This is a genomic window from Pseudomonas sp. N040, assembly GCF_015637705.1.
GTDB lineage: Bacteria > Pseudomonadota > Gammaproteobacteria > Pseudomonadales > Pseudomonadaceae > Aquipseudomonas.
Genome location: NZ_JADOBE010000005.1, coordinates 218,840 through 232,312, shown reverse-complemented (window position 1 = coordinate 232,312; position 13,473 = coordinate 218,840). Strand labels below are relative to the sequence as shown.

Annotated in this window: 14 protein-coding genes; 8 read left to right on the top strand and 6 right to left on the bottom strand. The window is 62.2% G+C overall.

Annotated features, from left to right (window positions below):
* The first annotated feature begins 83 nt into the window (after positions 1 to 83).
* Entirely contained in the window at positions 84 to 2,051 is a 1,968-nt protein-coding gene (locus tag ISX93_RS09780) for an LTA synthase family protein (RefSeq protein ID WP_195778535.1), read from the top strand.
* Between the two features lie 123 nt (positions 2,052 to 2,174).
* Positions 2,175 to 2,435 carry a YebG family protein gene (locus ISX93_RS09775; RefSeq protein ID WP_195778534.1) on the top strand — a complete coding sequence of 87 codons (261 nt, stop codon included), beginning with the start codon at positions 2,175 to 2,177 and terminating at the stop codon, positions 2,433 to 2,435.
* A 110-nt stretch (positions 2,436 to 2,545) separates the two neighbouring features.
* Here ISX93_RS09775 and ISX93_RS09770 read toward each other — a convergent pair whose 3' ends face one another.
* Both ISX93_RS09770 and ISX93_RS09765 read right to left on the bottom strand, forming a co-directional pair.
* Positions 2,546 to 4,324: an acyl-CoA dehydrogenase C-terminal domain-containing protein gene (locus tag ISX93_RS09770; protein WP_195778533.1), complete on the bottom strand. Its 1,779-nt coding sequence runs from the start codon at positions 4,322 to 4,324 to the stop codon at positions 2,546 to 2,548.
* Between the two features lie 175 nt (positions 4,325 to 4,499).
* Positions 4,500 to 5,453: a MerR family transcriptional regulator gene (locus ISX93_RS09765; protein WP_195778532.1), complete on the bottom strand. Its 954-nt coding sequence runs from the start codon at positions 5,451 to 5,453 to the stop codon at positions 4,500 to 4,502.
* Between the two features lie 426 nt (positions 5,454 to 5,879).
* On the opposite strand from ISX93_RS09765, the gene folM reads away from it, so the two are divergent.
* The 6 genes from folM to cysZ all read left to right on the top strand — a co-directional run bounded on the left by folM (position 5,880) and on the right by cysZ (position 9,038).
* Positions 5,880 to 6,590 carry a dihydromonapterin reductase gene (folM, locus tag ISX93_RS09760; protein WP_195778531.1) on the top strand — a complete coding sequence of 237 codons (711 nt, stop codon included), beginning with the start codon at positions 5,880 to 5,882 and terminating at the stop codon, positions 6,588 to 6,590.
* Between the two features lie 21 nt (positions 6,591 to 6,611).
* On the top strand, positions 6,612 to 7,172 hold the full coding sequence (gene folE / locus ISX93_RS09755) for a GTP cyclohydrolase I FolE (RefSeq protein ID WP_195778530.1): 561 nt from the start codon (positions 6,612 to 6,614) through the stop codon (positions 7,170 to 7,172).
* Complete coding sequence (gene folX / locus ISX93_RS09750; RefSeq protein ID WP_195778529.1) at positions 7,173 to 7,544, top strand: dihydroneopterin triphosphate 2'-epimerase; 372 nt, start codon at positions 7,173 to 7,175, stop codon at positions 7,542 to 7,544.
* Between the two features lie 20 nt (positions 7,545 to 7,564).
* Positions 7,565 to 7,861, top strand: coding sequence for a DUF1244 domain-containing protein (locus ISX93_RS09745; protein WP_195778528.1), 297 nt, complete (start codon positions 7,565 to 7,567; stop codon positions 7,859 to 7,861).
* Positions 7,854 to 8,195, top strand: a complete 342-nt coding sequence (locus ISX93_RS09740) for a HopJ type III effector protein (protein WP_195778527.1) — start codon at positions 7,854 to 7,856, stop codon at positions 8,193 to 8,195. The genes ISX93_RS09745 and ISX93_RS09740 overlap by 8 nt, the downstream gene beginning before the upstream one ends.
* 90 nt (positions 8,196 to 8,285) lie before the next feature.
* The gene (gene cysZ / locus ISX93_RS09735; RefSeq protein ID WP_195778526.1) at positions 8,286 to 9,038 is read left to right on the top strand and encodes a sulfate transporter CysZ; all 753 of its coding nucleotides are present in this window, start codon (positions 8,286 to 8,288) and stop codon (positions 9,036 to 9,038) included.
* 48 nt (positions 9,039 to 9,086) lie between these two features.
* Here cysZ and lpxC read toward each other — a convergent pair whose 3' ends face one another.
* From lpxC to ISX93_RS09715, 4 genes are all read right to left on the bottom strand, one after another.
* Positions 9,087 to 9,998, bottom strand: coding sequence for a UDP-3-O-acyl-N-acetylglucosamine deacetylase (gene lpxC, locus ISX93_RS09730; protein ID WP_195778525.1), 912 nt, complete (start codon positions 9,996 to 9,998; stop codon positions 9,087 to 9,089).
* Between the two features lie 112 nt (positions 9,999 to 10,110).
* The gene (gene ftsZ, locus ISX93_RS09725) at positions 10,111 to 11,307 is read right to left on the bottom strand and encodes a cell division protein FtsZ (protein ID WP_195778524.1); all 1,197 of its coding nucleotides are present in this window, start codon (positions 11,305 to 11,307) and stop codon (positions 10,111 to 10,113) included.
* Positions 11,308 to 11,351: 44 nt separating this feature from the next.
* A complete protein-coding gene (ftsA, locus tag ISX93_RS09720) occupies positions 11,352 to 12,596 on the bottom strand; it encodes a cell division protein FtsA (RefSeq protein ID WP_195778523.1) in 1,245 nt (414 codons plus the stop codon).
* 14 nt (positions 12,597 to 12,610) lie between these two features.
* Positions 12,611 to 13,471, bottom strand: a complete 861-nt coding sequence (locus tag ISX93_RS09715; protein WP_195778522.1) for a cell division protein FtsQ/DivIB — start codon at positions 13,469 to 13,471, stop codon at positions 12,611 to 12,613.
* Between the last annotated feature and the right edge of the window lie 2 nt (positions 13,472 to 13,473).

Below are 13,473 nucleotides of genomic sequence, written 5' to 3'. Positions count from 1 at the left end.
ACGTTTTTTTCACACCTTACTGACAAACCCGTCACGCCGCCTTGGGCAGGCTGTTACGCAAATGACTGCCGCTTGGATTGCCCATGCCCCTGTTTCGTTCCGCACCCGTGCGCTACCTGTTGCTGCTCCTCGGCAGTTGGCTGGGCATCTTCCTGCTGACCCGCGGGGTGTTGCTGCTCAAGGACTGGACCAGCAGCGAGCCAGACCCTGTCGGGCTGCTGGGGCTGTTCGCCAGTGGCCTGACCTATGATCTCGGTTTTCTCGCGTATGCCGCCCTGCCACTCGGCTGCTGCCTGCTGCTGCTTCCGGCAAGCGGGTGGCGGCGCAGCAGTTTTCGCCTCGGCCTGGAACTACTGCTATTGGTCAGTCTATGCGTAATGCTGTTCAGTGCTCTAGCCGAATGGCTGTTCTGGGATGAGTTCTCGGTGCGCTTCAACTTCATCGCGGTCGACTATCTGGTCTACTCCGATGAAGTCCTGAACAACATTCTGGAGTCCTACCCGGTCTACGCACTGCTCTCGGCAATCGTCTGCCTGGCGCTGGCGCTCCTCTGGCTGCTGCATGCCCCGCTGCAAGCGGCACTTGCCAGCAGCCTGCCCGACTGGCGCGGGCGGGTTGCCGGCTTGCTCGGCCTGCTGCTGGCCGCCACCGCCAGCAACCTGCTGCTGGACCAGCAGTACCCGCGCGGACTCGACGGCAATACCATCCGCCGCGAACTGGCAAGCAACGGGCCCTACCAGTTCTTCGCGGCCTTTCGCAACAACGAGCTGGATTATCAGCAATTCTTCGCCAGTCTGCCGGCAGCGAGTATCGGTCCCGGCATCCGCAGCGAACTGCAAGGGCCTCGCGCGCGCTTCACCGGCAGCGACCCGCTGGATATCCGCCGGCTGATCGACAACCCCGGCCAGCCGCGCCAGCTGAACATCGTCCTGGTCACCATCGAAAGCCTCAGCGCCAAGTACCTCGGCAGCGTCGGTGACCGCCGCGGCCTGACCCCGAATCTCGACCGGCTGCGCCGGGAAAGCCTGTACTTCAGTAACTTCTATGCCACCGGCACCCGTACCGACCGTGGACTGGAAGCACTCACCCTGTCCGTGCCGCCGACCCCGGGACGCTCCATCGTCAAGCGCATCGGCCACGAAAGCGGTTTCGCCAGCCTTGGCCAGCAACTTGCGGCGCGCGGCTACGACAGCGTATTCGCCTATGGCGGGCGCGGTTATTTCGACAACATGAATGCGTTCTTTGCCGGCAATGGCTATCGCATCGTTGACCAGAGCAGCGTCCCCGAGCAGCAGATCAGCTTCAAGAATGCCTGGGGCATGGCCGACGAGGATCTCTACCGCCAGGCCATCAACCTCGCCGATAGCGACTATGCCCGCGGCAAACCGTTCCTGCTGCAACTGATGACCACCTCCAACCATCGGCCCTATACCTATCCGCAGGGACGCATCGACATCCCCTCGGGCGACGGCCGCGAAGGGGCGGTGAAATACACCGACCATGCCATCGGCCAGTTCCTCGCCGAGGCACGCCGCAAGCCGTGGTTCGACAAGACGATTTTCGTGTTCGTCGCCGATCATTGCGCCGGCAGTGCCGGCACCCAGGACCTGCCGGTGGCGAACTACCAGATTCCGCTGTTCATTTATGCCCCGGGCTTGATTGCCGCAACCGATGACCAGCAGCTGGCCAGCCAGATCGATCTCGCCCCGACGCTGCTCGGCCTGCTCAACATCGATTACCAGTCGACCTTCTTTGGCCGCGACCTGCTCGACCCGCAGACCCGCCAGCTACCGGCGCGCGCGCTGCTCGGCAACTACCAGCACCTGGGCCTGTTCGACGGCGAGAACCTGGCGATCCTCAGTCCGCAAAAACGCATGCGCCGGCACAACGCCGCGCTTGGCGCCAGCCAGGAGCAACGCCTGCGCAGCGCCGATCCGCTGCTGAGGCGCGACATCGGCTATTACCAGAGCGCCAGCCATGCCTTGCACAACCAGTTGCTCGCCTGGCAGCCGTTGCCGGATGCCAGGGCGAGCGCCACCGGGCTGCGCTAGGCCCTGCGGCGGCTGCCGGAGCGCTGCGCCGGGTACCTGCACGCGCCACTGGCCGGCAGGCGGATGCGCCCGTATACTGTACGAACAAACAGTATTTTCGTTGATAAAGGTATGGGGTGATGAATGGCCGTCGAAGTGGTGTACCGCAGCAGTCGCGATCCGGAGCGCTTGTTCATGGATAAGGCCGAAGCCGATCGGCATGACCGCATGCTGGAATTGGCCGAGAGCCTGGCGGCCGCGCTGCACAAGGCCGTGCCCTCGCTGGGCGAGGACCAGCTGGAAGAACTGGGCATCTACATGGCCCGTCATCGGGAAATCTTTGCCCGGGCCTTCAAGAACCAGCCCGAAGCGCTGACCGAACTGGGCAGCGACAAAGCCGAGTAAGCCTCCCGGCCCGCTGGCCGGCAGGCGCCGCAGGCAATTGCGCGGCAAAAAAACCGGCGATCGCAGGGGTGACGAGCGCCGGACCGTGCAGACAAACTGCAAGCAAGCATTCAGGCAGCAAACTCCTCCTCGCCGAAGGCCATCAGGGTAGCTTTGCCGGACAGCACCTCGGCCAACAGCGCCTCGGTCTCCACCAGCATGCGCGCCACGAAGAAATCCGCAGACTTGAGCTTGGCACCATAGAACAGGGTCTCAGCACTGCCCTGCTCGAGCTGCAGCTGCGCCACGGCGGCCATGCGCGACCACAACCAGCCCAGGCAGGTCAGGGCAAACAGGCGCAGATAGGGCGTGGCTGCGGCACCCGCCTGCTCCGGATCCTGCATGCCCTGCGTGGCAATCCACCCGGTGGCCTGTTGCAAGCGCGCCAGCGCCTGGCTCACCGCAGCGTGGTGCGGGGCAGCGGGATTGCTCTTCAGCCAGGCTTCAACCAGGGCAAAGAAGCCGCGCACGGCGCGCCCGCCACCCAGGGCCAGCTTGCGCCCCACCAGGTCCAGGGCCTGAATGCCGTTGGTGCCTTCGTAGATCATGGTGATGCGCGCGTCACGCACCAACTGTTCAATACCCCAATCCTGGGTGTAACCAGAACCGCCCAGCACCTGCAGCCCGTCGTTGGCGCATTGGAAGCCCTCGTCGGTGAGAAACGCCTTGACCACCGGCGTCAGCAACTGCACCAGGTCATCCGCCTGCTGGCGAACGGCCACATCCGCATGGCCATGGGCAATATCGGCATGCAGCCCGGTAAAGTAGGCCAGCGCGCGACAACCTTCGATCATGACTTTCTGCCGCAACAGGTTGCGCCGGACATCCGGATGCACAATGATCGGATCAGCCGGTTTATCGGCCGCCTTGGGCCCGGACAGCGAACGGCTCTGCAGGCGTTCCCGGGCAAAGCCAAGGCTGATCTGGTACGCCCTTTCGGCAATGCCCAAGCCCTGCAACCCGACCATCAGGCGTGCCGAGTTCATCATGGTGAACATGCAGCGCAGCCCTTCATTGGGCGCGCCGACCAGCCAGCCGCGGGCGCCTTCGAAGTTCATCACGCAGGTGGCTGAACCCCTGATGCCCATCTTGTGCTCGAGACCGCCACAGAAAGCCGGGTTGCGACTGCCATCCTGCAGAATCTTGGGTACCACGAACAGCGATATGCCCTTCACGCTGTCAGGCGCGTCGGGCAACTTGGCCAGCACCAGGTGCACGATGTTCTCGACCAGGTCATGTTCACCGCCGGTAATCCAGATCTTGGTGCCGCTCAGGGCATAACTGCCATCGGCCTGCGGTACCGCGCGGGTGCGAATCAGGCCCAGGTCGGTTCCGCATTGCGGTTCGGTCAGGCACATGGTGCCCGTCCACTTGCCACTGATCAGGTTCGGCAGGAAGCGTTCCTGCAAATCGCGGGCGCCGTGCTGGGTCAGGGCGTTGATCGCACCATGGGTCAAGCCGGGGTACATGCCCAGCGACAGGTTGGCGGAACAGACCATCTCTTCCACCATCATGTTCAGCACATGGGGCAGGCCCTGGCCACCGAACTCGGTGGCACACGCCAGCGCCGTCCAGCCGCCCTCGGCGAACTGGCGATAGGCTGCGGCAAAGCCGGCCGGGGTGCTGACCGTCCTGCTCGCGGGATGGAAATCACAGCCCTGCTTGTCGCCCGGGCTGTTAAGCGGCGCCAGGACATTTTCCGCCAGCCGGGCGGCCTCCTCGAGGATCGCCCCGCCCAGATCGGCACTGAACTCGGCTTGTTCGGGCAGCGCCTGCAAGGCCGAATAAGCGTCCAGCACTTCGTCGAAAACAAACTTCATGTCGCGCAGGGGAGCACGGTAGGCAGCCATACAAAGACCTCACTTCTATACAAAAACCATTAATGTACAGTTCTTGTATAGATATAAGCCGCACTTTGCAAGCCATCAAGCAATTCTTGTACAACTTTTAGCAAGCCAACCCAAGCCATGCACCGAGTGGCGGCCAGCAGCAAGCCTGTTGCGGCACACTCGGCGTGAGCCGGACTCAGGTATCCAGATGCCCTTCGAGAAACTGCTGCAGGCGCCGCTGCATGACCACGCCATCGCTGCCCAGACAGCCCACCAGAGAACCGGCCAGAATCTCGGCCGCCAGGTCAGCCGCCTCGCCGGCCAGTGCCACCGGACACTCCAGGCCCTGCGCCAGGCGCGCCAGACTGCGCTGCAGCTCTTCATCCGGCGCATGGTTGGAAAAAAGCACCAGGGCGCGCGGCTCAACCTTCTCGCACACCAGTGGCAGTTCGAGCAGCGGCTGACCCGGCGCCAGCACCATGACCGCGAGCTCCGCGCTGGCCAGCAGCAAGCCGGTCACCAGCAACTCCAGCTCATGACAATGCCCGGGGATCGCCACCAGCAGCACGCGCCGGCTCAACGCCGGCTGTCCCAGGGACAAGCGTGCGAGCACCCGCGAGCGCAGGAAGCTGTCGAGAAACAGCCATTCGCTGGTCTGACCAAAGTTGTCCTTGCGCACCAGCAGCTCGCGCCAGAGCGGCAGCAGGATCTGCTCGAACACCACGGTCAACGGATAGGTGGAAAACACATGGCCGTACAGCCGTGCGAGACCGGCATCATCAAAGTTGCCGACCGCGACCCGAAACTGCTCCTGCCAGTCATCCCACTCACTGCCCTCAGCCTCTTCGCCGCGCGGCGCGGCGACTGACCTGGCGGCATCCGCGCGGGCCAGAATCTTGCCGACCTTGCTCACCGCTACGCCACGCTCGATCCAGGCGAGAATGCTGCGCACGGCCTCGATATCGGCCTGGGAATACAGCCGGTGGCCACTGTCCGTGCGGGTCGGCTGGATCAGGCCATAGCGCCGCTCCCAGGCCCGCAGGGTCACCGGATTGACCCCGGTCAGCCGCGACACCTCGCGAATCGGAAACAGATCTTCCTGCTTGAAGGAAGCAGCAACGAAACTGGGTATTCCGGCGATATCAGTCATGGCAGCACATCAGGAGGACAGGGGTGGGCGGGATTCTAACCCAGGCTTACCGAGCTTACATTGTACAAGCCCTATACAGCTAACGAGATCAGTGCATGGATGCTCACCGCTCGCGGGCTCCTCAGGCCGCCTGGCGACCGCTGCCGGCTGGCTGCGCTGGCATCCGGACAGACCTGCCACGCACTAGCCCTGCCAGAAGCCGTCACAATACCTGTACAGTTAAAGCCGGTACGTACAAGATTTACCGTGATTCAACTGTCATCAGATTTATTTATAATTTCTATTTATTACAATGGATTAGAGCAGTTTACGGATGTCTACCGGGTTTTCCGTACAACTCGCATGGTTGTACAGATTGAAATTCTGGTATAAGTTTCAATCAAGCCTACGCACAAACACCCTTGTTCAACTACCGAGTCATCCTCCATGAGTCAACTTAATGCACCGGTGCTGATAACCGGCGCCAGCCAGCGCGTCGGCCTGCATTGCGCCAGGCGCCTGCTGCAGGATGGCCAGCGGGTGATCGCCAGCTATCGCAGCGAACGCAGCGGCATCCGCGAACTGCAGCAGCTTGGCGCAACAGTCCTGCATGCCGACTTTTCCAGTGAAGCCGGGATCCAGACGTTCATTACAGAACTGCACGCCAGCACCGACTCCCTCCGCGCAATCGTGCACAACGCCTCCGCCTGGCTGCCGGAACAGGACGCGGACCCGGCCGAGACATTTCGCCAGCTGTTCAGCGTGCACATGCTCGCGCCCTACCTGATCAACCTGCAGTGCGCCGACCTGCTGCGCCAGTCCACGCCCGCCGACATCGTGCATATCAGCGATGACGTGGTGCGCAAGGGCAGCAGCAGGCACATGGCCTACTGCGCCAGCAAGGCCGGCATGGAAAACCTGACACTGTCTTTTGCAGCGCGCCTTGCTCCGCAGATCAAGGTCAACGCGATTGCACCGGCCCTGGTCCAGTTCCACGCAAACGACACTGCCGAGTACCGGCAAGCGGCCCTGGCCAAGTCTGCCCTGGGCATAGAGCCCGGCGCGGAAGTGATTTACCAGAGCCTGCGCTACCTGCTCGACAATCCCTATGTAACCGGAACCACCCTGACCGTTAATGGCGGCCGCCACCTCAAGTAGGCTCGCTGCGAGGATCACTCCATGAATCAAGAACTCTCCACGCACTACCAGCAGATACTGGTCGGTCTCGGTGAAAACCCCGAGCGCGAAGGCCTGCTGGATACCCCCAAGCGCGCCGCCAAAGCCATGCAGTACCTGTGCAACGGCTACAGCAAGAGCCTCGACGAAGTCGTCAACGGCGCGCTGTTCGAATCCGACAATGACGAGATGGTGATTGTCCGTGACATCGAGCTGTATTCGCTGTGCGAACACCACCTGCTGCCCTTCATCGGCAAGGCGCATGTCGCCTATATCCCGACGGGCAAGGTACTGGGCCTGTCGAAAGTCGCACGCATCGTCGACATGTTCGCCCGGCGCCTGCAGATCCAGGAAAACCTGACCCGGCAGATTGCCGATGCCATCCAGCAGGTCACCCATGCCGCCGGGGTTGCCGTGGTGATCGAAGCCCAGCACATGTGCATGATGATGCGCGGGGTGGAAAAGCAGAACTCGGTGATGAGCTCCTCGGTAATGCTTGGCGCCTTCCGCGAGTCCTGCAACACTCGGCACGAATTTCTGCAACTGATCGGACGAGGCCGCTAAATGCCACGACTTGAACCTGGAATGGCACGGATTCGCGTCAAGGATCTGCGCCTGCGCACCTATATCGGCATCAAGGAAGAGGAAATCCTCAACCAGCAGGATGTCCTGATCAACCTGACCATTCTCTACCCTTCGGTCGAGGCGGTACGCGACAACGATATCGACCACGCGTTGAACTACCGGACCATCACCAAGGCGATCATCCGTCATGTGGAAGACAACCGCTTCGCCCTGCTGGAACGACTGACCCAGGAAATCCTCGATATCGTCATGCAGCATCAGGCCGTCAGTTATGCCGAAGTGGAAGTCGACAAGCCGCATGCCCTGCGTTTTGCCGAGTCCGTGTCTATCACCCTCGCCAGCCATCGCTGAACCTTGCCGGGAGCCCGCGCATGAACGAACAAGACCGCGTCAACCTGGAGGCAGCGGCCTTTCGCCGGCTGCTCGAGCACCTGCGCTCACGCCCCGACGTGCAGAACATCGACCTGATGAATCTGGCCGGATTTTGCCGCAATTGTCTGGGCAAATGGTACAAGGCGGCAGCCGATGAGCAGCAGATCGAACTGAGCGCGGAGCAGGCGCGGGAGCAGATCTACGGCATGCCCTATGCGCAATGGAAAGCCCTTTACCAGCGCGAAGCCTCGGCGGCGCAACTCGACGCCTTCGACAAGAGCAAACCCAATGACTGAGCTGCAGGATTTCCGCGCGCGCCTGCATGGCAATCAGCATCTGTTCAGCAACACGCTGCAATTCATCGCGGCGCACTACGACTACACGCCCAGCGCCTTCCGCAATGGCGCACTGCACAACCCTGCGGGCCAGAACGAGGGTTCCTGCAAACTGCTAGGCCTGGCACAGCTCGAAGGCCTGAGCCTTGAGGAAACCCTGCTGGCGTTCGGTGAGCACTATCGCAGCGTGCTGGACGCTCCGGAGGGGCAAGACCATGGCAACATCCGCGCCCTGATGAACAGCGGCCTGGCCGGGGTGCGCTTCGATACGCCACCCTTGAGACGCAGGACCTGACCCGGGATGCGCCCAGGCGCGGCGGATGGCTAGGCGTGATCCGCTAAAGCCGGTATGTTCTGCCGCACTCAACCGGTCCCGGAGCCCATCATGCAAGCACCCGTCCTGCGCGGACCCGACTACTTTACCGCCGGCTTGCGCCTGGTCATGCAACCGCGACTGCGCCTGTTCGTGCTGCTCCCGCTGAGCATCAATGTGCTGCTGTTCATCGGCCTGATCGGCCTGGCGGTGCAGCAGTTTGACCGCTTGCTCGAAGCCTTCATGCCGAGCCTGCCTGACTGGCTGGGATTCTTGCAGTGGCTGATCTGGCCGCTGTTTGCCCTGCTCGTGCTGGTGATCCTGTTCTTCAGCTTCACCCTGCTGGCCAACCTGATCGCCGCGCCGTTCAACGGGTTCCTCGCGGAAAAGGTCGAGGAGGTGCTTCGCGGCAACGCTGCCGCACCGCCCTTTTACTGGCGCGAACTGCTGGCCATGGTGCCGCGGACCCTTGGCCGAGAACTGCGCAAGCTGGCCTACTTCCTGCCGCGCGCCCTGGCCCTGCTGGTGCTCTCGCTGATACCCGGTATCAACTTTATCGCCACGCCCCTGTGGATCCTGTTCGGCGTCTGGATGATGGCGGTGCAGTACATCGACTATCCGGCCGACAACAACAAGCTGGGCTGGGACGAGATGCTCGCCTGGCTGCGCGAGCGGCGCTGGCAGTGCCTGGGCTTTGGCGGCATGACCTACCTGATGCTGCTGATTCCGCTGGTCAACCTGCTGGCCATGCCGGCGGCCGTTGCCGGCGCCACCCTGTTCTGGGTGCGCGAAGGCAATCCGCTGGAGCAACCGCCGCAGGCATGAAAAAGGCCACCCGCGGGTGGCCTTGAAGGTGTCGCGAGAGGGTCTTGCCTAACCTGCTGCCACGGGCCGCACGTAGGAAATCGGCGCCTGCGAGGCATCGTCAAAGGTGACGACTTCCCAGGCATCCTTCTGCTCGATAAGCAGCCGCAACAGCCGGTTGTTCAACTCGTGTCCCGACTTCACGCCGCGGAACTCGCCGATCAGGCTGTTGCCCAGCAGGTAGAGATCGCCGATTGCATCGAGGATCTTGTGCTTCACAAATTCGTCTTCATAGCGCAGGCCGTCCTCGTTGAGGACGCTGAACTCGTCCACGACAATCGCGTTATCCACGCTGCCGCCGAGTGCCATGTTCTGCGAACGCAGGTACTCGATATCGCGCATGAAGCCAAAGGTACGCGCCCGGCTGACTTCCTTGACGAAAGAGGTGCTGGAGAAATCGACACTGGCGGTCTGCGTGCGGCCGGCAAAAGCCGGGTGATCGAAGTCGATGGTGAAGCTCACCTTGAAACCATCGAAGGGCACAAAGGTCGCGCTCTTGTCGCCGTCCTGAATGCTGACTTCACGCAGCACGCGGATGAACTTCTTCGGCACATCCTGCTCTTCCAGGCCGGCCGACTGGATCAGAAACACGAATGGCCCGGCACTGCCGTCCATGATCGGCACTTCCGAGGCAGAGAGTTCGACGTAGGCGTTATCGATGCCCAGCCCGGCCATGGCCGATAGCAGATGCTCGACGGTATCCACCCGCACATCGCCCTTGACCAGGGTCGTCGACATGGTGGTCTTGCCAACGTTGCCAGCCAGCGCAGGAATCTGCACCACCGGGTCAAGGTCGGTACGACAGAACACGATCCCGGTATCGGCCGGCGCGGGTTTCAGGGTCAGGTAGACCTTTTCCCCCGAGTGCAAGCCAACTCCGGTAGCCCGAATAGTGTTCTTCAGTGTGCGTTGTTTGATCATGGATTCAGTCGACTTCAGGCGAGTTGAGAAAAGTTATCAACAATGGCCGGGAAATATAGCAGACCCGGCCTTTGCTGAACACCAATTGAACTGAACTCGTCTATAGAGAAAACTAATCCGCCTGTCGCCGCAGGAAGGCCGGGATATCCAGATAATCCAGGTCATCGTGCGGATTCAGCTTGGCCGCAGTAGCCGCACCGGGATGGCTCTGGCGCTGCACTGTGGGACGATCGTAGTCCTTGTAGTTGATCGTGGTTTCCTGACGAGCGGCAGGTTGCTGGGCTACTGCAGGAACCGCAGAAATCACCGGCACATGGACAGTGTTGTCGACCACCTTGACCGGCTTCTCGATGCGCGGCCCGAGTCCGGTAGCCACCACGGTCACATGCAGCTCATCGCGCATTTCCGGATCGATCACCGCGCCCACCTTGACGGTGGCATGCTCGGAAGCGAACGCCTCGATGATTTCACCGACCGCACCATACTCACCCAGCGACAGGTCCAGACCCGCCGTGATGTTGACCAGGATGCCGCGTGCGCCCTGCAGGTTCACATCTTCCAGCAGCGGATTGCGGATCGCCTCCTCAGTCGCCTCGCGCGCACGGTTGGGACCACTGGCGCAGCCGGTGCCCATCATCGCCATGCCCATCTCGCCCATCACGGTCTTGACGTCGGCAAAGTCGACGTTCATCAGGCCGGGACGCTGCATGATGTCGGAAATGCCGCGCACCGCGCCGGCCAGCACGTCATCCGCCTTGGCGAAGGCGGACAGCAGGCTGGCATCCTTGCCGAGGATGGTCAGCAGTTTCTCGTTGGGGATGGTGATCAGCGAATCGACGCATTCACCCAGCGCGCGAATACCGTCATCCGCCACCTGCATGCGCTTCTTCCCCTCGAAGGGGAACGGACGGGTGACCACGGCAACGGTGAGAATCCCCATTTCCTTGGCCACCTGGGCAATGATCGGCGCCGCACCGGTGCCGGTGCCACCACCCATGCCGGTGGCAATGAAGACCATGTCGGCGCCGGCCAGGATCTCGGCAATCCGCTCGCGGTCTTCCATCGCCGCCTGGCGGCCGATTTCGGGGTTGGTGCCGGCACCGAGTCCCTTGGTTACGCCTGGGCCAAGCTGCAGCACGCGTTGCGCGCCGACGTTCTTCAACGCCTGCGCATCGGTGTTGGCACAAATGAACTCCACGCCCTCAATGTTGCTGCGCATCATGTGATTGACAGCATTGCCACCGCCGCCGCCCACGCCAATGACCTTGATAACTGCACTTTGCGGGATATTGTCTACGAGTTCGAACATGGCCCCTCTCCTTCTTCTAGTTTTATAGCCTACAGCAACCGCGGTTAAAAATTGCCCTGGATCCAGCGTTTGAGCCGATCCAGAACGGGTGTCTTGGGTTCTTCACTGTACTGCCCGGCAGCCGCGGGAATGCCGTCGGCCTGCTTTTGCAGGCCGTAGAGCAGCAGACCGACGCTGGTTGAATAGATAGGGTTGCGCACCACGTCGGCCAATCCCTTGACTCCGTGCGGAATCCCCAAGCGCACCGGCATGTGAAAGATCTCTTCGGCCAGCTCGACGGCACCTTCCATCTTGGCGGTACCGCCGGTGAGGACGATCCCGGCCGGAATCAGGTCCTCGTAGCCGCTGCGCCGCAGCTCGGCCTGAATGAGGGTGAACAGCTCGTCGTAACGTGGCTCCACAACCTCGGCCAGAGCCTGGCGGGACAGCTCCCGCGGTGGCCGGTCGCCGACGCTGGGAACCTTGATGGTTTCCCCTGCACCGGCCAGTTTGGCCAGGGCACAAGCATACCGAATCTTGATTTCCTCGGCATACTGGGTGGGCGTGCGCAACGCCATCGCAATGTCATTGGTCACCTGGTCGCCAGCGATCGGAATCACCGCCGTGTGGCGAATGGCACCTTCGGTGAAGATGGCGATATCCGTGGTGCCACCACCGATGTCGACCAGGCAGACGCCAAGCTCCTTTTCATCATCGGTCAGCACCGAATAGGACGAGGCCAGTTGCTCCAGGATGATGTCGTCGACTTCCAGGCCGCAACGGCGCACGCACTTCTCGATATTCTGCGCCGCGTTGACCGCACAGGTGACTACATGCACCTTGGCCTCCAGGCGCACGCCGGACATGCCCAGCGGTTCGCGGATGCCTTCCTGGTTATCGATCACGTAATCCTGCGGCAAGGTGTGCAGTACCCGCTGGTCGGCCGGGATAGCCACGGCCTGTGCGGCATCCAGCACCCGCTCCAGATCGGCAAAACTCACTTCGCGGTCGCGAATCGCCACGATGCCGTGCGAGTTGAGGCTGCGAATATGGCTGCCGGCAACGCCGACAAAGGCCGAATGAATGCGGCAACCGGCCATCTGCTGGGCCTCGTCGATCGCCCGCTGGATGGACTGCACGGTGGATTCGATATTGACCACCACACCCTTTTTCAGCCCGCGCGACGGATGACTGCCGATTCCGACAATTTCCAGCTCGCCGTCGGCATTCAATTCGCCGACCAGGGCTACCACTTTCGAGGTGCCGATATCCAGGCCAACGATCATCTTGCTGCTATGTACAGTTGCCATGCGTTCCCTACTCCTCAATTCACAACTGCAGCAGGTGCTGCCGCGGGTACTGCTGGCACACGCCAGGCAACCGCCAAACCATTCGGGTAGCGCAAATCAACACGTTCGATACTGGCGAGCCGGTCCTTGAGCGCCTTGTTGTAAATGGCCACGAACCGCTGAACCTTTTCCACCAGATGGTCACGTCCCAGCAGCAACTCCACCCCCTGCGCCGTCGAGACGAACCAGCTGCCGCGCTCGCGCAGCTCCAGGCGGGTGATCGAAAAGCCCAGCGGGCGCAGCATCTGGCTGAGCATCTGGTACTGCTGCATGACCTGCGCCTGCGCCCGTTGCGGTCCCTGCAGCAGGGGCAGGTTCTGGTAAGGTTCCAGATCCTGCGGGGTAAAGGCTTCGCCGCTGTTGTTCAGCAGCGCAGCAGCGCCCCAGCGGGCCACCGGCAGCTGCTCTTCCAGCTGCACCAGCACCTGGTCGGGCCAGACCCGGCGCACTTCTGCCTGGGCAATCCACGGCATCTGCTCCAGCTCGCGGCGCAGGCGGGTCATGTCGGAGGCGAAGAAACTGGCGCCGGCATACGGGGCTACCAGTTGCTGAATGACCTGCTGGTTGGCCGGGCCGAGTTCGCCACGGACGCTGATCTTGCTGATCGGCCGGTCGACAAATGGCAACAGCTGATCGGGCAACTGAAAGGCGCCCACCACCAGCAACACCATCAGCACCGGCCAGACCAGGCGCTTGAGTGCGGAAAAATTGGTCTTGGGCACAGTCAGCTTGCGCGGTTCCTTGACCACCATGCGGCTTGCCCCGCGCGGCGCGGGCTTGCTGCGCAGGGGCGCGCGCAGTGGTGCGGCTGGATAACGAAGCGTTGCGCTGCTCATCG